Here is a 19,213-nt window from a genome sequence, read left to right on the forward strand (position 1 = left end):
GGACACATTCCAACAGAATTGATACAAAGTCGGGGCCGTCTTTCGGGCCAGAACAACAAAGGGGTGGGGCTTGGGCACCACGGACAGCACAGGGTCAAAGCAGCCTCGCCCGGCAGAGCATGTGGCCATCATCATGGATGGCAACGGTCGTTGGGCCACGCAAAAGGGGTGGCCGCGCCTTGTTGGCCATCGTCGCGGCGCCGAACGGGTCAAGGAAATCGTCCGTTGCGCCCCTGATCTTGGCATCCGATGGCTGACCGTCTACGCCTTTTCCACCGAAAACTGGAAGCGCTCGACCGAAGAAGTCCTTGGACTGATGTCGATTTTCGCCCGTTACATCGAGCGCGAGGCCGACCGTCTGGCCGCCGAAGGGGTGCGGATGCGCTTTATTGGTGACCGCTCGCGTCTGGACCCCAAATTGCAACGGCTGATGAAAGGGATCGAAGAGCGCACCGAAGGATTTACCCGATTGAACTTCACCGTCGCCATCAATTATGGCGGCCGGGATGAGATCTTGCGGGCCACCCGTGCCATAGCCGCCAAGGTTGCAGCAGGCGAAATCGCCCCCGAAGAGGTGACCGAGGCCATGATCTCGGCCCATCTTGATACCGGCGGCATCCCTGATCCGGATCTGGTGATCCGCACATCGGGCGAAACCCGGACCTCGAACTTCCTGCAATGGCAAACCGCCTATGCAGAATATGAATTCACGCCAACCCTTTGGCCTGACTTTACCCCCGAAGAACTGGCCAGCATCTTGGCGCGCTTTGGCAACCGTGATCGCCGCTTTGGCGGGGTGGCCAGCGCATGACGGCACCGGTGGCAGATCCGAACGCTCGTTGGGGCGATCTGAAAAAGCGGGTGATCTCGGCCATCTTCATGCTGATCGTCGGCGTGTCCGAGCTTTGGCTGGGCGGCATGTCCTTCAACCTCATGGTCTTTGCGCTGACGGGGGTGATGTTCTGGGAACTGGCCAATATTACAGCGCCCGGCCATATCCGCACGCCGCTTGCTATGGGGGTGATTGCCGCCGCCTGTCTGGCGGGCGCAGTCCTCTTCCGAGACGACCTCGCCTCGACGCTGCTTATTCTTCCGGGCCTTGCCTTGGCCCTGACACCGCGCCGTGACCGCCGCATCGCTACGGTCTATGGCATCGCCATCATGGTCGCTGGCTATGGCCTGATTGATCTGCGCGGCCCCGGCGTTCCAGCGATCCTTTGGATCATCTGCATCGTCATTGCCTCGGATGTCGCGGGGTATTTTGTTGGTCGCGTCGTCGGCGGCCCGAAATTCTGGCCCGCCATCAGCCCCAAGAAAACATGGTCTGGCACTGTGGCGGGCTGGGTCGGAGCCGTGTTGGTTTCGCTGATCTTTGTGGCTTTGGGCTATGCGCCGTGGCTCGCCGTCGCCGTGGCCCCGGTGGTGGCCTTTGCCGGCCAGATGGGCGATATTGCCGAAAGCTGGATCAAGCGCCGCGCAAGCGTCAAGGACAGCTCGAACCTGATCCCCGGCCATGGCGGCTTTCTGGACCGTTTCGATGCGATGATCGGCGCCGTCGTCCTGATCATGCTCCTGTCGCTGATCGCATCGCTGCCAATGCCCACGCCGCTCGGGGGCTAAGGTGATGCGGTCCATCTCTATTTTCGGGGCCACTGGCTCTATCGGTGAAAGCACCTTTGACCTGATTACCCGTGCTGGCGGGGCAGGGGCGTTCCGCACCGTTGCCCTGACCGGGGGCCGAAATGTCGCCCGCTTGGCAGAAATGGCGCGCGTTTTGCGCGCTGAAATCGCGGTTTGCGCGGATGAAGCCTGCCTGCCAGACCTGCGGGCCGCGCTTGCCGGCACTGGCATCGAAACCGCCGCTGGTACTCAGGCCATTGCCGAGGCGGCCGACCGTCCCGCCGATTGGGTGATGAGCGCCATCGTCGGGGCCGCCGGGCTTGTTCCCGGTTTGCGTGCGCTGCGCCACGGCAGGACACTCGCCCTTGCAAACAAGGAAAGCCTTGTGACTGCAGGCCCGCTCCTAATGGCCGAGGCCGCCCGTCACGGCGCCACCATTCTTCCCGTCGACAGCGAACATTCCGCGATCTTCCAAGGTCTTGTCGGCGAAGACATCGCGGCCATCGACCGTATCATTCTTACCGCTTCCGGGGGGGCGCTGCGCGACTGGCCGCTCGAGGCCCTTGCCCGCGCCACGGTGACCGAGGCACTGGCGCATCCAAACTGGTCGATGGGACAGCGCATCACCATCGATTCCGCCTCGATGTTCAACAAGGCGCTCGAGGTGATCGAGACACGCGAATATTTCGGGATCAATCCAGATCAGATCGAGGTCATCATCCACCCCGAAAGCCTGATTCATTCCATGGTGGGTTTTCATGACGGGGCGATCATGGCGCATCTGGGCGCACCTGACATGCGCCACCCCATTGGGTATGCGCTGAACTGGCCCAATCGTCAGCCCTTGCCGGTGGCACGGCTCGACTTTGCCCAACTCGCAACGCTAACCTTCCGCGCCCCGGATATGAACCGCTATCCCGCCTTGCGGCTTTGCCGTGAGGTGATGCATATTCGGGGGCTTGCCGGTGCGGCCTTTAACGCCGCCAAGGAAACCGCGCTGGATTACTTCCTTGATAATCGCATCGGCTTCATGGACATGGCGGGGGTGGTGGAAGACACTCTTGACGCTCTTGTGTCCGACTTACGCCTTGAAACCGACGTATTGTCCCTTGAGAAGGTGCTTGGGGCAGACCATCTTGCCAGACGGCGTGCGACAGAAATCGCACAAAACCGGTCAGCGGCATAAGTCTTGCTCCCTCTGGTTAAAGTAAACGATAGGACGCCCGCGTGGATTTGATTGGCCTGTTTCCCAGCTTTGGCAATGCGATCTGGACGATTGCAGCCTTTGTCGTGGCGCTCTCTGTGATTGTGGCCATCCATGAATACGGTCATTACATCGTGGGCCGCTGGTCGGGCATCCATGCCGAGGTGTTTTCGCTGGGCTTTGGCCCGGTGCTTTTCTCGCGAGAGGACCAATACGGAACGCGCTGGCAACTCGCCGCCCTGCCTTTCGGTGGCTATGTCAAATTCCTGGGCGATTCCAACGCCGCCTCAGGCGTGGATGGGCAAGCAATCCGCGAAATGACGGCAGAGGAGCGCCGCCGCACCATGCATGGCGCGCCGCTTTGGGCCCGTGCCGCAACGGTGGCCGCGGGGCCGATGTTCAATTTCATCTCGGCCATCATCATTTTCGCCGCCATGTCTTTCTATTCGGGCATCGCGACCGAAGACCCGGTGATCAGCCGCGTTGAAGCCGTTCCTTTTTCGGGGCCGACCCTTGAGGTGGGCGACCGGGTGAATTCGATCAACGACGTGGCGACACCAGATTTCACGACATTGGTGCAGGTCGCACGCGATACCACCGCGGCGCCGACAGCCAGTTATGAAGTGGTCCGCAACGGTGAAACCCTGCGCTTTGATGGCCCGCATCCCTATCCGCCAGTGGCGCTTTCTGTCTCGCCCCATACGGCGGCCTATGACGCCGGCATGCAGACCGCAGATGTCATCACCGCCATCAATGGCCAGCCCATCTATTCCTTCATCCAGCTGCAAGAGGCCGTGAAGGCCTCGGATGGTGCACCTGTCGCTTTGACGATCTGGCGCGCGGGGGAGACGGTCGAGCTGACGCTTGAACCCCGCCGCTCGGATATGCCCTTGCCGGAAGGTGGCTTTGAAACGCGCTGGCTTATTGGTCTGACCGGCGGCATGGGCTTTGACCCCGTCACCCGTTTGCCCTCGCCGATCGAGGCTGTGCAGATCGGGGCCGAACAGACCTGGTATATCGCGAAAACCTCGCTTTCCGGCATTTGGCACATGATCACCGGGGCGATTTCTTCCTGCAATCTTCGCAGCCCAATCGGCATCGCTGAAAGCTCGGGGGCCGCCGCATCGCAAGGCGTGGACTCATTCATCATGTTCATCGGCCTTTTGTCGGTGGCCGTCGGCCTGATGAACCTCTTGCCTGTCCCCGTGCTGGATGGCGGGCATCTGGTTTTCCACGCCTACGAGGCGATTTTCGGCAACCCACCGACCGAAAAAGCGCTCCGCGTGCTGATGTCGGCGGGCCTTACTCTGATTCTGTCACTGATGGCCTTCGGGGTCTCTAACGATCTGTTTCTGTGTTAATCCCATCCGTTTGGATGGGCTTTCTATCCGCACAGAGCCACAATCGCGCCACATTCATTTGCTAAGTTCTGCTGGCAATGGAGGTGTTACATGCAGGTTGTCATGGAAAGCTATCGTGGGCTGTCGTTTCTGGTCTATTTGAACGCTGACCGGATCTTTACGTTCGGCACGGTGATCGCTGGCCTTCTGGCCGGGGCTTTCTTGGGTACCTGCCTGATGCCTCAATAATCACGCGTTGATTTTCCCGATTTCGGATCGGCCCGCTTTCCGCAAGCGGGCCTTTGCTTTTGCGCTTCGCGGCGTTCCGCCATCGGTCCGGCGCGCCTTTTCAACGCTTTGACAAGCCAAGCTCTTACGGCTAGTGAAGACACTATAGCTTGTTGAGGATGAGGATTGTCATGCACGATACTGCGGTCAGCGTTGCCAAAACCGGGCGTGCCTCTGCCACTCGTCGCATCATTACGGCGCTTTTCCTTTCCACTGCAATGGCTTCCGGGGCGAACTTCACACCGGCCGTTGCACAGGAATACAGCTTCGACAGCGTGACGGTTGAAGGCAACGAGCTGGTTGATGTTCCAACCATCCTCGGTCTGGCCAGAATCAATCGTGGCCAAGCACTCAGCACCGCCGAATTGAACGACGCCTATCAGAACCTCGTCCGCTCGGGTCTGTTCGAAACCGTCGAAATCGTTCCTTCGGGCAACACACTGATCATCAAGGTCGTCGAATACCCGATCATCAACTTCATCAATTTCGAAGGCAACAAGCGCCTCAAGGATGAAGATCTGGCCGAGGCCATCTCTTCCAAAACAAGCCGCGTCTATTCACCCAGCCAAGCCGAGGCCGATGCGTCTACCTTGGGCGAACTTTACCGCGCCAAGGGCCGCATGGCCGCGACCGTGACGCCAAAGATCATCCGCCGCTCCAACAGCCGCGTCGATCTGGTCTTTGAGATCACCGAAGGCCGCGTGACCGAAATTGAACGCTTGGCCTTTGTTGGCAACCGTGCCTATTCCGACCGCCGCCTGCGGCAGGTCCTGGAAACCAAGCAGGCCGGCATCTTCCGCCAACTGGTGCAGCGCGACACCCTGGTGGCCGAGCGTTTGGAAGTCGACAAGCAGTTGCTCCGCGACTTCTATCTGTCGCGCGGCTATGTCGACATTCAGGTGACCGACGCCTCTGCCGAAATCGCCCGCGAACGGGATGCGGTCTTCGTCAGCTTCACCATTCAGGAAGGCCGCCAATTCCGTATCGGCAAAGTCTCGACAGTGTCGGAAATCAGCGATGTTGACGCGGCAGAGTTTGAAGCCGTTCAGCGCATCCGTGAGGGCGTGGTCTATTCGCCAGCGGTCATCGAAAATAACATCGCGCGGATGGAAAACCTTGCCCTTCGCAGGGGGCTTAACTTTGTCCGTGTTGATCCGCGCATCACCCGCAATGATCGGGATGGCACGCTGGATATCGAATTTGCCATCGTCCGCGGCGATCGTATCTTCGTCGAACGCATCGACATCGAAGGCAACACGACGACCCTTGATCAGGTCATCCGCCGCCAGTTCCGCAGCGCCGAAGGCGACCCCTTCAACCCGCGCGAAATCCGTCAGGCGGCCGAACGTATTCGCGCCCTCGGGTTCTTCAAGAACGCCGACGTGAATGCGCGTCAGGGCAGCGCCGGCGATCAGGTTGTGGTCGATGTGAACGTCGAAGAACAGGCCACCGGATCGCTTAGCCTGGGCGCCAGCTACGGCGTCGAAGCCGGTGTCGGCCTCAATATCGGCTTCTCGGAAACGAACTTCCTTGGTCGCGGGCAGGCGCTTTCGGTCAACCTGTCGACCGGCACGGATTCGCAGAATACCAGCCTCAGCTTCACCGAACCGGCTTTCCTTGGCCGCGACTTGTCGCTCAGCTTCGGCGTGTTCTACAACACGACCAAGCAGTTGAATTCGCTCTACAACACCGAAGCTCTTGGCACCAATATCTCGCTTGGTTTCCCGGTTGGCGAACTCAGCACGCTGGATATCCGTTATGGCCTCAGCCTGAACACGCTGAAAAACTACAAAGGCGTCGATGACGACAACGATACGACAACGCCGAATATCTTCGACCCGACCCTGACGGCCGAAGTGGCGCGCGATGCCGAAGTCACCTCGTCCATCGGCTATACCTACGCCTATGACACCCGAATTGGCGGCCTGTCGCCCGATCGCGCCGTTTTGCTGCGGTTTAGCCAAGACATTGCAGGGCTTGGTGGCGACGCGAAATACATCAAGTCCGAACTTTTGGCCTTGGCCGAACGCAAGATCATGAACGAAGACGTGACCCTGCGCGCGATTTTCGAGGCTGGTGCCATCAGCGCCTTCGGCGGCTATGAAACCCGCGTGACCGAGCGCTTCTTCGGCTCGCAAAAGATTCGGGGCTTTGCGGGCAACGGGATCGGCCCGCGCGCTTTGGCAACCGATGATGCCTTGGGCGGCAACTACTATGTCGCGGCTCGGTTCGAGGCAGATTTCCCGCTTGGTCTTCCCGAAGAATACGGGATCACGGGCGGTGCCTTTGTGGATGTTGGGTCGGTTTGGGGCCTGAACGGCCCGCGCGTTGACGCAAATGGTGCGGCGATTGACACCAGCCTGAATCCTCGTGCGTCGATTGGTCTTTCCTTCGTGTGGAACGCCCCCATCGGTCCGCTGCGCTTCAACTTCTCGCGGCCGCTGAAGAAAGAGTCCTACGACAAGGTGCGCAACTTCGATCTGACCATTTCGACCAAGTTCTGATGCGGGCAGAGTGCCGAAAGCGTTTTGGATTGGCCAGTGTTGCGGCACTGGCCTTTGCCATATTTGCCGGACCTGCCACGCTGACCCTTGCCCAAACGACCGAGCCGACTGCGACCGAACCTGTTCAGCAAGACGGCGTGTTGCAGTTGCCCTTCGTGACGATCGACAAAGACCGCCTTTATGCCGAATCCGAACCGGGAAAAGCTGCTCAGGCCGCATTCGATGAAGACAGCGCCGCATTGATTGCCGAAAATCGACGCCTCGAAGCGGCACTGGAACAAGAAGAGCGTGACCTTACGGCCCGGCGTGCCTCGCTTCCCGCGGCAGAGTTTCAAAAACTGGCGCAGGAATTCGACGCCAAGGTCGAAGATCTGCGAACAGCCCAAGACACGAAAAGCCGCAATCTGACCCGTCGCCGCGACGAAGACAGGCAGATTTTCTTTGAGCGGTCGATTCCGGTTCTGGGGCAACTCATGGTCGACCTGAACGCCGTGGCCATTATCGACCGCACCGCGATTATCCTGACCTATGATCAGCTTGATGTAACGGATCTGGCTATAGAACGCCTGAACGCTGACTATGCGGCACAATCTGACGCGTCTGAGGCACCGGCTTCGGGTGATGACAGTGCTGCGCCCGAGGCAAAACCGACCGCTCCGTAACCACCTGTCCTTGCCGTGACAGGGGGATATTGCTAGCAACGGGAAAAGACCCATAACAAAGGGACATCCGATGACCTCCGCCACCGCCCCGACCGAAGCCGACATCAGCCTGATCCAGCGGATCCTGCCGCATCGTTATCCGTTTCTTCTGGTCGACAAGGTGCGCGACATCGTCGTGAACGAAAGCTGTGTCGGCATCAAATGCGTCACGATGAACGAACCGCAATTCACCGGCCACTTTCCCGAAATGCCGGTCTTTCCGGGCGTCCTGATCATCGAGGCGATGGCCCAGACCTCGGGCATCCTCGTCGGCCTGTCGATGGATCTCGTCGACAAGAATGCCAAGGTGTTCTTCATGGGGGTCGATGGCGTCAAGTTCCGCCGCAAGGTCGGCCCGGGCGACGTTCTGGAACTGCATGTCAAAGCCCTGCGTGGCGGCGGTCGCGTCTGGAAATTCGACGGCCGCGCCATGGTTGATGGCGAACTTGCCTGCGAGGCCCAATTCACCGCCATGTTCGACGTGCCAAAGGCCTGATCCATGGGTATCGACGCCACGGCGACCATCCACCCCTCGGCTATCGTCGAAGAAGGGGCCAGCATTGGCCCCGGCTGCACCATCGGCCCCTTTGCGGTAATCGGTCCCGAGGTGACACTCGCAAGCGGTGTCACCGTCAAATCGCATGCCGTCGTTACGGGTTGGACAGAGATCGGCGAAGAAACCGTCATCTTTCCCTTCGCCACCGTGGGCGAGGTGCCGCAAGACCTGAAATTCAAGGGCGAGCGTACCCGCCTGATCGTCGGCGCCCGCTGCCGCATCCGCGAAGGCGCCACGCTGAACACCGGCACCGAGGGCGGTGGAGGCATCACCCGCGTCGGCGATGATTGCCTGATCATGACCGGCGCCCATGTCGGCCATGATGCGCAAATCGGCAACCGCGTGATCCTTGTGAACCAAGTCGCCATCGCCGGCCACTGCCACCTTGGCGATGACGTCATCGTCGGCGGCCTTTCAGGCGTTCACCAATGGGTCCGTATCGGCCAGGGTGCCATCATCGGCGCCGTGACCATGGTCACCAATGACGTGATCCCCTATGGCCTCGTGCAAGCCCCGCGCGGCGAGTTGGACGGCCTGAACCTTGTCGGCCTGAAACGCCGCGGGGTCGAGCGGTCCGAAATCACCGCACTCCGCGCCGCCTATCAGATGCTGGCCCAAGGCGAAGGCAATTTCCTCGACCGGGCCCGCAAACTCTCGGAAGAAACCGACAGCCGGCATGTGCGCGAGATCACGGAATTCATCCTCGCCGCCTCTGACCGCAGCTTCCTGACCCCGAAATGACCCGTACCGCGATCATCGCAGGGGCAGGGGCGTTGCCCGCCGCCGTGGCCCAAGCACTTGATAACCCGCTGGTCTGCGCGCTCGACGGTTTCACGCCAACCGGCCTGACCCCGGACATGACCTTCCGGGTCGAGCGCCTTGTTCCGTTCTTCAACGCGCTAGAGGATGCGGGCGTGACCACCGTTACCTTCGCTGGCGCCGTCCAGCGCCCCCGCCTTGACCCGGCGCTGTTTGATCCGGCAACCGCCCAACTCGTTCCGCGCCTTTTCGCCGCCATGCAGGCGGGCGATGATGCCACGCTCCGAGCGGTGATTGGCCTTTTCGAAGAGGCCGGCTTTGCCATCAAAGGAACCGCCGATCTCGCCCCCGATCTGGTCCCCGCCGAGGGGCTTTTGACCGGCAACCTGACCGATCAAGACCGCAAGGACGCCGCGCGCGCCGAAACCATCGTGCAGGCACTTGGCGCGGCCGATGTGGGGCAGGGCTGCGTTGTCGTCCAAGGCCTTTGCCTTGCTGCCGAGGCGCTGCCGGGAACCGACGCCATGCTGGCAGGCGTTGCCCTCTTGCCGCAGACGCTCCGCCCCGATCCGGCCCGCGGGCGCGGCCTCTTTTACAAGGCCCCGAAACCGGGCCAAGACCTGCGCATCGACCTGCCCACCATCGGCCCTGCCACCGTCTCTGCCGCGGCTAAAGCCGGGCTTGCCGGCATCGCATGGCAGGCGGGTGGCGTCATCTGCCTTGACCGCCCCGCCATGATCGCCGCCGCCGAAGCCGCAGGCCTCTTCCTGTGGGCGCGCTAAGCCTTTTCTTGATCGCGGGCGAACCTTCGGGCGACCGGCTGGGCGCGGCGCTGATGGCGGGTCTCAAGCAGCTCAACCCCGGCGTCACCTTTTCCGGCGTCGGCGGCCCCCTGATGCAGGAACAGGGGCTGCAAAGCCTGTTCCCGATGGAAGAGCTTTCGGTCATGGGCATCGCCGAGGTGCTGCCAAAGTACTTCCACCTGAAACGCCGAATCGCGGAAACCGCACAGGCGGCCCTTGCCGCCAAGCCCGACGCGATGATCACCATCGACAGCCCCGATTTCTGTCTGCGCGTGGCGTCCATCGTGAAAGCCGCCCTGCCTGATTTCAAAACCGTTCACTACGTTGCCCCTTCGGTCTGGGCGTGGCGCCCCGGTCGCGCGACGAAAATGGCACGGGTCATCGACCATGTTCTGGCTCTGCTGCCATTCGAGCCGCCCTATATGACCGCCGCTGGCATGAGCTGCGATTTCGTCGGCCATCCGGTGGTGGCCGAGCCGCTGGCGACGCCCGAGGAACGCGCCCTGATGGCGGGGGATGGACCGCTGATCCTTGCCCTGCCGGGGTCACGCAGGGGCGAGGTCACGCGTCTTGCCCCGGTTCTGGGGCAGGTCTTGGCGCGGATCAAAGCCGCCCACCCAACCGCCCGCGTGGCCCTGCCCACCGTGCGCGGCGTGGCCGACCTCGTGGCGGAATTGACGGAAAACTGGGCATTTAAGCCGCAGATCATCCACGATCCTGCCGAAAAACGTGCAGCCTTTGCCGTGGCCGATGTTGCCATCGCCGCCTCTGGCACCGTGTCCCTTGAACTTGCCGCCAATGACTGCCCGATGGTCATTGCCTATGACATGCACCCTCTCACGCTGTGGCTTATGCGCCGTGCCGCGCTGATTGATACGGTCACACTGGTCAATCTGGTCTCTGACACGCGGGTCGTCCCGGAATTCATAGGCGAGACCTGCCGCGCCGATCTGATCGCGCCCGCAGTGCTGCAACTCTTGGAAAATGGCGCCGGACCTCAGGCCGAGGCGATGCGCCTGACGATGGAACGCTTGGGCAAGGGTGGTGAGGCTCCGGGCCTGCGCGCCGCCCGATCAGTGCTGAACTTTCTAAAGGGGTAGGGAATGCATCAGGCTTTCGCACGGTTTACCACCGCACTCTCCGCCGCCTCTGATCCGCAAGACCCCTTTGCCGCCCTGCATCGGCTGACGGCAGAGACCGTGGGCGCGCGCCTCTTTACGGTGACAACGGTGGAAGACAATGGACGTCTGGCACGGCGCAGCTACACCAGCCATCCGGTGGAATATCCGGTTTCCGGTGTAAAGATCGTCGAGCCGAACCGCTGGACCGAGGTGGTTCTGGACGGGCGAAAGACATTTGTTGCGAATTCTCTGGCCGAGATTGCGACGGTCTTCCCCGATCATGAATTGATCGGGTCGCTGGGTCTTGGCTCGGTCGTGAACATGCCGGTGATCCTGCGCGGAGAGATTGGCGCGACGCTGAACCTTTTGGATGTTGAGGGCTATTTCACGCCCGAGCGCGTGGCCTTTATCACAGAAAATCTGACCCTGCCGACAATGGCCGCGCAATTGTTGCATGACCGTCTTTTGGCGGGGACAAGTTAATTTTAGGTTAAAGTTGCTCTGTAAGGCATTGAGTTTACGGTATTTAAAAAACGTCCCCGTCGGGGACGCCTTTTTTTATCGCCCGCGCCAGATCCAGCCGCCGCCAAAGATGCGGCCACCTTCCGGTGCATAAAACACGCAAGCCTGCCCCGCGCTGACCCCATCTTCCGGGTCCAAAAGTTCGACCTCCGCCACGGTCGCCGAAAGCGGGCGGATGACAGCAGGCCGAGGTGGCCGGGTGGACCGAACCTTCACGTTCAGATGCCATTCCTTCTGGCTCTCAAACGGCGCATCGCCCAGCCAGTTGATCTCCCTGACCGGAATCACCCGCGTGGCCAGCGACTCCTTCGGACCTACGATGACCCGCCGCGTCTCCGCGTCCAGCCGGACCACATAAAGTGGTTCGCCCAGGCCGCCGATCCCAAGGCCCTTGCGCTGCCCGATCGTGTAGTGAATGACCCCACGATGCTGCCCCAGAACGTTGCCCTCAAGATCAACGATCTCCCCCGGATCCGCCGCCCCCGGCCGCAGCTTTTCGATCACCGCCGCATAGTTGCCGTTGGGAACGAAACAGATGTCCTGACTGTCCGGCTTGTCCGCGACCGGCAACCCGTATTTCGCCGCAAGGGCCCGCGTCTCGGCCTTGGATTTCAAATGCCCCAAGGGGAAGCGCAGGTAAGACAACTGCTCGGGCGTGGTCGAGAACAGAAAGTAACTCTGGTCCCGGTTCGCATCCGCCGCCGAATGAAGTTCTGGTCCCACGTCCCCCAACTTGCGCTGGATATAATGGCCCGTAGCCATGCAATCGGCATCCAGATCCTTCGCTGTGGCCAAAAGGTCCTTGAACTTCACGCGCTCGTTGCAGCGGATGCAGGGGACGGGAGTTGCACCCGCCAGATAGGCGTCCGCGAATTCCTCGATGACGGCTTCACGGAAGGTGTTTTCATAGTCGAGGACGTAATGCGGAAAGCCCATCGTCTCCGCCACCCGGCGAGCATCGTGAATATCGCGCCCAGCACAGCAGGCACCTTTCTTGGCCAAGGCTGCGCCATGGTCGTAAAGCTGAAGCGTGACCCCCACCACGTCATAGCCCTCTTCCGCCAGCATCGCGGCCACAACAGAGCTGTCGACACCGCCGGACATCGCGACAACAACGCGCGTCTCTGAGGGGGGCTTGGGCAGCCCCAGCGAATTAAGTGGTTGATCAAGCATAACAGGGCCTTTCAGCGATAGGTCGGAATATATGAAAATGCCCGCTACTCTCAAGCCCCGACGGTCAATCAGTTCATCCACAGTTAAGTGAGATCGGCAATCCTCTGTCCGGGAAAGTGGAAGAGAGGACTTTGCCCAGATGTATTTGAAACGAGTTGACGGGCCAAGGCAGGTGACTCTGCCCGATGGCACAATCATCAGCCGCGCAGATTTGCCTGATCCAAAGACCCGGCGATGGGTGGCAAGCCGTAAAGCCATCGTCGTCAAGGCCGTGCTTTATGGATTGATCACAGAAGAGTCCGCCCGGGAACGCTATTCCCTATCAGAGGAAGAGTTCGCAACTTGGCGAGAGGCTGTGGAAATGCATGGAGAGGGGGCGCTTAAAATCACGCAGATTCAAAAATACAGACAACTTTAGATTGTTTTCCGCTCCCCCTCTGGCAGAGTAACTTCGCGTTAACCATTGACCGGCAGTCTCGTTAACGAAGATGCATGGACTGGAGATAACCCGATGCGAATTCTGCTGGTAGAGGATGACCCTACGACGTCACGCAGCATTGAATTGATGCTGACGCATGCCAATCTGAATGTCTATTGCACCGATCTGGGCGAGGATGGGGTCGATCTGGCAAAGCTCTATGATTACGATCTAATTCTTCTCGATCTCAACCTTCCCGACATGTCCGGACATGATGTATTGCGGCAGTTGCGTCTTGCCAAGGTTGAAACGCCAATTCTTATCCTGTCCGGTGAAGATGATACGGACAGTAAGCTGAAGGGGTTCGGCTTCGGGGCTGACGACTACATGACAAAGCCGTTTCACCGGGAAGAACTGGTTGCCCGTATTCATGCAATCATTCGGCGATCCAAAGGCCATAGCCAATCTGTGATCCGCACTGGAATGGTGCAGGTCAATCTGGATGCTAAGACCGTTGATGTGGAAGGAAAGACCGTTCATCTGACGGGCAAAGAATATCAGATGCTCGAGCTTCTTTCACTGCGGAAGGGCACGACACTGACCAAAGAGATGTTCCTGAACCACCTTTACGGCGGAATGGATGAGCCGGAATTGAAGATCATTGATGTGTTCATCTGTAAATTGCGGAAGAAACTGGCCGAAGCAACGGGTGGGCAGAACTATATCGAAACTGTCTGGGGGCGTGGCTATGTGCTGCGCGATCCAACAAATTCGGAACGAAAACTGGCAGCCTCTGCTTGAACCTTTACCTCTTCCCGGCGGCCCCCTAAACCTGTGGGGCAAGCCGGGAGAACGGAATGGTTGAAAAGGCCGTAGAACATTTGTCTGAAGCTGAGGCGCGGGACGAGCTCGCATCTCTTTCGCGTGTTCTTTCCGAGGCGAACAAGGCCTATCACACCCTGGATGCACCAGAGATTTCGGATGCCGAATATGATGCCCTAAAGCGTCGGAATGCAGCAATAGAGGCGCGATTTCCGACGCTGAAGCGCGCCGATAGTCCCAGCGATGTGGTCGGTGCCGGTGTTGCAGATGGTTTTGGGAAGGTTCCGCATCGCGTTCGAATGCTGAGCTTGGAAAATGCCTTCGAAGATTCGGACATTGACGATTTTGTCGACCGGATCAGGAAGTATCTCAATCATTCTGGACCGTTGGAGTTTACCGCAGAGCCCAAGATCGACGGGCTGTCCTTGTCGCTTCGCTATGAAGGCGGGCAATTGGTGCAGGCAGCGACACGAGGTGACGGGGAAGTCGGTGAGAACGTTACAGCCAACGCGAGGACTATTAGGGACATCCCGCAAGCTATTGAAAATGCGCCGGGTGTCTTGGAAGTTCGTGGCGAAGTCTATATGTCACATGCCGATTTCGCATCCTTGAATGCCCGGCAAGCCGCCGCAGGGGGCAAGACCTTTGCAAACCCACGCAACGCCGCGGCGGGGTCTTTGCGCCAATTGGATGCAACGATAACGGCGGGGCGACCGCTGCGTTTCTTTGCATATGCATGGGGAGATCTGTCCTCGCCCTTGGCGTCGACGCAAATGGCGGCAATCCAGCGCCTGACGGATTTTGGGTTCCAGACGAACCCACTGACGGAAATCTGTGACAGCCCTGCCAGCCTTTTGACGCACTACCGTAGTATCGAGCAACGCCGTGCCAATCTTGGCTATGACATTGATGGCGTCGTCTATAAGGTGAACGATCTTGGGCTGCAGGCCCGTTTGGGCTTTCGCTCGACCACGCCAAGGTGGGCCATCGCGCATAAATTTCCTGCGGAATTGGCCTGGACGGAACTTCTGGATGTCGACATTCAGGTTGGACGGACCGGTGCGCTGTCACCTGTTGCCCGTCTTCGTCCGGTCACTGTAGGTGGCGTGGTTGTCAGCAACGCAACCTTGCACAACGAAGACTACATTGCCGGGCGCGACAGCAAGGGCGGAGAGATCCGGGGTGGTAAAGACATTCGCATCGGTGATTGGGTGCAGGTCTATCGTGCGGGAGACGTCATCCCGAAGGTTGCGGATGTGGATTTGTCGCGTCGTAAGGACGGCTCGCAATCATTTGATTTTCCAAAAATATGTCCTGAATGCGGAAGCCCGGCTGTCAGGGAGGAGGGAGATTCCGTCAGGCGTTGCACAGGTGGTCTGATTTGCCCGGCACAAGCAGTTGAAAGACTTAAACACTTCGTCAGTCGGAGCGCGTTTGACATTGAAGGTCTTGGGGCAAAGCAAGTGGAGCTATTCTTTAACGACGCTGATTTGCCCGTAAAAACGCCTGCCGACATCTTTACGCTGGCTGAAAGAGACGCGGCTAATGGGTTGAAGCGGTTAAAGAATCGCGATGGCTTTGGCGAGACGTCTGTCACAAAACTGTTTGCCGCAATCGAGGCCAAACGGTCGATCCCCTTAGACCGATTGATTTTCGCCTTGGGAATTCGGCATGTCGGGGAAGTTGCGGCTCAAGTCCTTGCGCGCCATTTCAGCACTTGGGAGGCGTTTGAGGCCACAGTTGGAAACGCGCAGGACGGCAACGCAGCTTGGCAGGAGTTGTTATCAATCGACGGCGTTGGCCGGACCATGGCCCAAAGTGTGGTGGCGGCTTTCCAGAATGAACAAGAGCGCAGGGCGATAGACGATCTGGTGCAACGTCTTCGTGTTCTGCCGGTCATCTGGACCGCGGCAAAGGAAAGCCCGGTTGCAGGAAAAACGGTGGTCTTCACTGGCACGTTGGAAAAGATGACGCGGGCCGAGGCGAAGGCGCGGGCGGAAGCCTTGGGCGCAAAAGTGGCCGGTAGCGTCAGCGCCAAGACAGATTTGCTGGTGGCAGGGCCGGGGGCAGGGTCCAAGGCGAAGGAGGCTGCGCGGCTAGGGGTGGAAACTATCGACGAGGACGCGTGGCTAGCGCTCATCGGGGACGCATGAGCCGTCCCGAGACTCTTTTTCCGCTGTTTGCCGATCTTGAGACGCTGGAAGGTGTCGGCCCGAAATCGGCCAAGGCATTTGAGCAACTGGAGGTCACGCGCCCCAAGGATCTGCTGTTTCTGCTTCCTAGCTCGGGTGTTGATCGAAGTCGCAAGCTCTCGGTGCGAGAGGTTGTCCCGCCAACTGTGGCAACGGTTGAGGTGGAGGTTGGGGCGCATTTTCCGCCGCGTCGGAAGGGGGGTGCCTACCGGGTCTCGGTGCGCGATCCTCAGTTGGAATGGAGTTTGGTCTTTTTTCATGCCCGCAGTGATTACTTGCAGCGTCTGCTTCCCACAGGCCAGAGAAGGATCGTTTCCGGAAAGGTCGAGCTTTTTGACGGCATGATGCAGATGGTCCACCCGGACCATGTGTTGCGTCCAGAAGAAGCGGGGGAGCTTCCGGTGTTTGAGCCCGTTTATCCCCTTACGGCTGGCATCACTCAAAAGATCGTCTCAAAAGCCGTTCATGGAGCGATTGCGCGCCTTTCTGGATTGCCTGAGTGGGTGGACCCGGCCCTAAAGGCGCGGGAGAGATGGCCAGACTGGGAGGAGGCGATCAAGGCTGTGCATCGTCCTTTGGGCATGGGGCAGTTGGCGCCTACTGATCCTGCGCGCGCGCGCTTGGCCTATGATGAGTTTTTTGCCCATCAGGTCACACTTTCACTGGCACGGGCGTCGATGCGGCGGCTGAAGGGCGTCGAAACCGCTGGCAATGGCCAATTGAAAGCAAAGGTTCTGAAGAGCCTTCCTTATGAGATGACGGGCGCGCAACAACGTGCAGTGCAAGAGATCGCCGCCGATCTTGCGTTGCCGTTGAGAATGAACCGTTTGCTTCAGGGCGATGTCGGATCAGGAAAAACCTTGGTGGCCTTCCTGGCCTTGCTTACTGCTGTTGAGGCGGGCGGGCAGGGTGTCATGATGGCACCGACCGAGATTTTGGCGCGCCAGCATTTCGAGGGACTTGCACCGCTGGCGGCCGCTGCTGGCGTGGACCTCGAACTGCTTACGGGGCGTGACAAGAACGCGGAGCGCGCCGCAAAGTTGGAAAGGCTGCTGTCTGGCCGGATCGGCATTCTGGTCGGGACGCACGCCGTTTTTCAGAAGGATGTGGCGTTCAAAGACCTGAGATTGGCTGTCGTTGATGAACAACACAGGTTCGGCGTTGCGCAGAGGATGGAGCTTGGTGCGAAGGGACAGGCCGTCGACGTCTTGGTGATGACCGCGACGCCAATTCCCCGTAGCCTTGCCTTGGCCAGTTACGGAGACATGGATGTCTCTGTGCTTGATGAAAAGCCCGCAGGTCGAAAGCCAGTTAAAACTGCGCTGATTGCCAGTTCGCGGATGGAAGAGGTCGTCGCCCATTTGCGCAAGGCCGTGGCCGATGGTCGGCAGGTTTACTGGGTTTGCCCATTGGTCGAAGAGTCCGAGGTTCTGGATTATACAAGTGCCGAGTCGCGCTTTGCCCATCTGCGGGCCGCTTTGGGCGATGTGGTAGGGCTTGTTCATGGCCAGTTGCCTCCCGGTGAGAAAGACGCCGCAATGGCGCGGTTTCAACGAGGTGACACACGGGTTCTTGTGGCAACCACGGTGATTGAAGTGGGTGTGAACGTTCCAAACGCCTCGATCATGGTCATTGAACGAGCCGAAATTTTTGGGTTGGCGCAGTTACATCAACTTCGTGGGCGTGTCGGACGCGGGTCGGCAGAATCCACCTGTCTGCTGATGTATCAGGCACCGCTTTCAGAGGCGGGAGAGCGGCGGCTGACGACCTTGCGTGATACGGAAGACGGGTTCCGCATTGCCGAGGAAGACTTGGCGATGCGGGGGGCGGGCGATTTGATCGGAACGGCACAATCGGGTCTGCCTAAGTTTAGGATTGCCGACCTTGAAAAGCAGACCGCGCTGATGGCCGTTGCGCAGTCGGATGCCCGGAATCTGTTGGCTCAAGATCCCAGCCTGAAGAGCGATCGTGGGGCGGCAGTGCGCCTTCTTCTTTGGTTGCTTGATCAGGATCGGGCCATACGCCTGATCGGCGTCGGCTAGATAAAACACGAAATGTTCACGAATGTTCTTAAAAAGTTCTTTACAGCGCCGTGCCGTTTGTGAGAACAATTGGGCAACACCGCAACGGAGGATGCCATGATCGCCCAAGTGAAAGAAATCGTCTCGCGCTCTCACGGACTGCTGATTGAGGATATCGCCGGTGTCACGGCCCTGTTTGTCGGTCTGTTTGCCGTTCTAAGCTTCTGAGTTCTGCCTGCGGTCTGTTCCCCGGCGCTTTGCCGCATCTGTCCCCGTGCCCTGCACATGATGCCGCCTGTCCTGCGCCCAGACACGCTCCTTCCGCCGCCGTCAATCCCGACGTGCGGCGGCTTTTTTTAGATGATCAGGGCGTGTGGGCGAGACACAGACACTCCCTGAGGCGCCTGTTTCGGCAGTCTGCGGAATTCAGAACCGAATATTTTCTGGGCTGGCCCGAGAACGTTTTGTTGTGGGGCGGAGGATAACCATTCCTGTTGACTGCTGCTCAAGAGATGATCCTACTGTCGCAGGCCGATATTGCTTTCCATATCGGTGTAAGAAGACGGTCTGTGAGCCCCCAGAGCCTTGCGATCAGTTGCTTAAGATTGGTGTTGGCGAGGGCGATCGCTATCGTCGAACAAATCCACAACTGTGATTGCGCGTTGAGAAAGGGTTTGAGCCAATGCACGCGACGTCTCTTGGCCTTTAGGCAGATTTCTCTGCAGCTGCGTTTCCGGCGGCCTCTGCTGCGGCTTCGATGGCCAAGAGAATCGAGGCGTGGCGATTTTTGTAATCTCTAGCCGGCAAAAGGACGGCGAATCCATCAAACGGGGCAGGGGGAATTGGCCCGTTTTCCTTTAGCATCGCTTTCAGCGCATCCCGTCCAGCGGCCAGTTCGGCAGGCGTACGTCCAATGACGGCGGCACCAAGGACTGCGGCAGCGGCCTGACCCAGCGCGCAGGATTTCACATCTTGGGCAAAATCGGCCACACGGCCATCGGCGAGTGACAGATCCACCGTCACCGTAGAACCGCAAAGCGGTGACCTTTTGCGAACGCTTGCCGCGGGCTGAGGCAGGCGACCCAAATGCGGAATGTCTGCCGCAAGTTCCAGAATGCGTCCCGAGTAAAGTTTGATCAGATCACTGTCGCTCACGGGGTTTTCCTTTC

At 59.5% G+C, this 19,213-nt stretch carries 18 protein-coding genes; 16 read left to right on the forward strand and 2 right to left on the reverse strand.

The window, feature by feature from the left end:
• Nucleotides 1-70: 70 nt before the first annotated feature.
• The 12 genes from uppS (at nucleotide 71) to ACSBLW_RS03310 (ending at nucleotide 11,379) form a co-directional block, all read left to right on the forward strand.
• A complete protein-coding gene (gene uppS, locus ACSBLW_RS03255; RefSeq protein ID WP_435258804.1) occupies nucleotides 71-811 on the forward strand; it encodes a polyprenyl diphosphate synthase in 741 nt (246 codons plus the stop codon).
• Nucleotides 808-1,620 carry a phosphatidate cytidylyltransferase gene (locus ACSBLW_RS03260; protein WP_435258805.1) on the forward strand — a complete coding sequence of 271 codons (813 nt, stop codon included), beginning with the start codon at nucleotides 808-810 and terminating at the stop codon, nucleotides 1,618-1,620. The genes uppS and ACSBLW_RS03260 overlap by 4 nt, the downstream gene beginning before the upstream one ends.
• Nucleotides 1,621-1,624: 4 nt before the next feature.
• On the forward strand, nucleotides 1,625-2,806 hold the full coding sequence (dxr, locus tag ACSBLW_RS03265; RefSeq protein ID WP_435258806.1) for a 1-deoxy-D-xylulose-5-phosphate reductoisomerase: 1,182 nt from the start codon (nucleotides 1,625-1,627) through the stop codon (nucleotides 2,804-2,806).
• A gap of 41 nt (nucleotides 2,807-2,847) precedes the next feature.
• On the forward strand, nucleotides 2,848-4,185 hold the full coding sequence (gene rseP / locus ACSBLW_RS03270; RefSeq protein WP_435258807.1) for an RIP metalloprotease RseP: 1,338 nt from the start codon (nucleotides 2,848-2,850) through the stop codon (nucleotides 4,183-4,185).
• A 90-nt stretch (nucleotides 4,186-4,275) separates the two neighbouring features.
• Nucleotides 4,276-4,413 carry a hypothetical protein gene (locus ACSBLW_RS03275; protein WP_435258808.1) on the forward strand — a complete coding sequence of 46 codons (138 nt, stop codon included), beginning with the start codon at nucleotides 4,276-4,278 and terminating at the stop codon, nucleotides 4,411-4,413.
• 170 nt (nucleotides 4,414-4,583) lie between these two features.
• Entirely contained in the window at nucleotides 4,584-6,956 is a 2,373-nt protein-coding gene (gene bamA, locus ACSBLW_RS03280) for an outer membrane protein assembly factor BamA (protein ID WP_435258809.1), read from the forward strand.
• Nucleotides 6,956-7,618 carry an OmpH family outer membrane protein gene (locus tag ACSBLW_RS03285; RefSeq protein ID WP_435258810.1) on the forward strand — a complete coding sequence of 221 codons (663 nt, stop codon included), beginning with the start codon at nucleotides 6,956-6,958 and terminating at the stop codon, nucleotides 7,616-7,618. The genes bamA and ACSBLW_RS03285 overlap by 1 nt, the downstream gene beginning before the upstream one ends.
• A gap of 70 nt (nucleotides 7,619-7,688) precedes the next feature.
• Entirely contained in the window at nucleotides 7,689-8,153 is a 465-nt protein-coding gene (fabZ, locus tag ACSBLW_RS03290; RefSeq protein ID WP_435258811.1) for a 3-hydroxyacyl-ACP dehydratase FabZ, read from the forward strand.
• 3 nt (nucleotides 8,154-8,156) lie between these two features.
• The gene (gene lpxA, locus ACSBLW_RS03295; RefSeq protein WP_435258812.1) at nucleotides 8,157-8,954 is read left to right on the forward strand and encodes an acyl-ACP--UDP-N-acetylglucosamine O-acyltransferase; all 798 of its coding nucleotides are present in this window, start codon (nucleotides 8,157-8,159) and stop codon (nucleotides 8,952-8,954) included.
• Entirely contained in the window at nucleotides 8,951-9,754 is an 804-nt protein-coding gene (locus ACSBLW_RS03300) for an LpxI family protein (protein WP_435258813.1), read from the forward strand. Before lpxA ends, ACSBLW_RS03300 begins: the two co-directional genes overlap by 4 nt.
• Nucleotides 9,755-9,762: 8 nt before the next feature.
• Nucleotides 9,763-10,875, forward strand: coding sequence for a lipid-A-disaccharide synthase (gene lpxB, locus ACSBLW_RS03305; protein ID WP_435258814.1), 1,113 nt, complete (start codon nucleotides 9,763-9,765; stop codon nucleotides 10,873-10,875).
• A 3-nt stretch (nucleotides 10,876-10,878) separates the two neighbouring features.
• Complete coding sequence (locus tag ACSBLW_RS03310; RefSeq protein WP_435258815.1) at nucleotides 10,879-11,379, forward strand: GAF domain-containing protein; 501 nt, start codon at nucleotides 10,879-10,881, stop codon at nucleotides 11,377-11,379.
• A 75-nt stretch (nucleotides 11,380-11,454) separates the two neighbouring features.
• Here the strand turns inward: ACSBLW_RS03310 and mnmA are convergent, their stop codons facing one another.
• The gene (mnmA, locus tag ACSBLW_RS03315) at nucleotides 11,455-12,591 is read right to left on the reverse strand and encodes a tRNA 2-thiouridine(34) synthase MnmA (RefSeq protein WP_435258816.1); all 1,137 of its coding nucleotides are present in this window, start codon (nucleotides 12,589-12,591) and stop codon (nucleotides 11,455-11,457) included.
• A 139-nt stretch (nucleotides 12,592-12,730) separates the two neighbouring features.
• Here mnmA and ACSBLW_RS03320 point away from each other — a divergent pair, with 139 nt between their 5' ends.
• The 4 genes from ACSBLW_RS03320 to recG all read left to right on the forward strand — a co-directional run bounded on the left by ACSBLW_RS03320 (nucleotide 12,731) and on the right by recG (nucleotide 18,065).
• Nucleotides 12,731-13,009 (forward strand): DUF1153 domain-containing protein, encoded by a 279-nt coding sequence (locus ACSBLW_RS03320; RefSeq protein WP_435258817.1) that lies wholly within the window; start codon nucleotides 12,731-12,733, stop codon nucleotides 13,007-13,009.
• Between the two features lie 93 nt (nucleotides 13,010-13,102).
• Nucleotides 13,103-13,810: a response regulator transcription factor CtrA gene (gene ctrA / locus ACSBLW_RS03325; protein ID WP_435258818.1), complete on the forward strand. Its 708-nt coding sequence runs from the start codon at nucleotides 13,103-13,105 to the stop codon at nucleotides 13,808-13,810.
• Nucleotides 13,811-13,866: 56 nt separating this feature from the next.
• On the forward strand, nucleotides 13,867-15,984 hold the full coding sequence (gene ligA / locus ACSBLW_RS03330) for an NAD-dependent DNA ligase LigA (RefSeq protein ID WP_435258819.1): 2,118 nt from the start codon (nucleotides 13,867-13,869) through the stop codon (nucleotides 15,982-15,984).
• Entirely contained in the window at nucleotides 15,981-18,065 is a 2,085-nt protein-coding gene (recG, locus tag ACSBLW_RS03335; protein WP_435258820.1) for an ATP-dependent DNA helicase RecG, read from the forward strand. Before ligA ends, recG begins: the two co-directional genes overlap by 4 nt.
• Before the next feature lie 684 nt (nucleotides 18,066-18,749).
• Here the strand turns inward: recG and ACSBLW_RS03340 are convergent.
• Nucleotides 18,750-19,199 carry an iron-sulfur cluster assembly scaffold protein gene (locus ACSBLW_RS03340; protein WP_435258821.1) on the reverse strand — a complete coding sequence of 150 codons (450 nt, stop codon included), beginning with the start codon at nucleotides 19,197-19,199 and terminating at the stop codon, nucleotides 18,750-18,752.
• Between the last annotated feature and the right edge of the window lie 14 nt (nucleotides 19,200-19,213).

Origin of the sequence: Thioclava sp. FR2, from assembly GCF_051200875.1 — a bacterium.
Classification (GTDB): Bacteria; Pseudomonadota; Alphaproteobacteria; order Rhodobacterales; family Rhodobacteraceae; genus Pseudotabrizicola.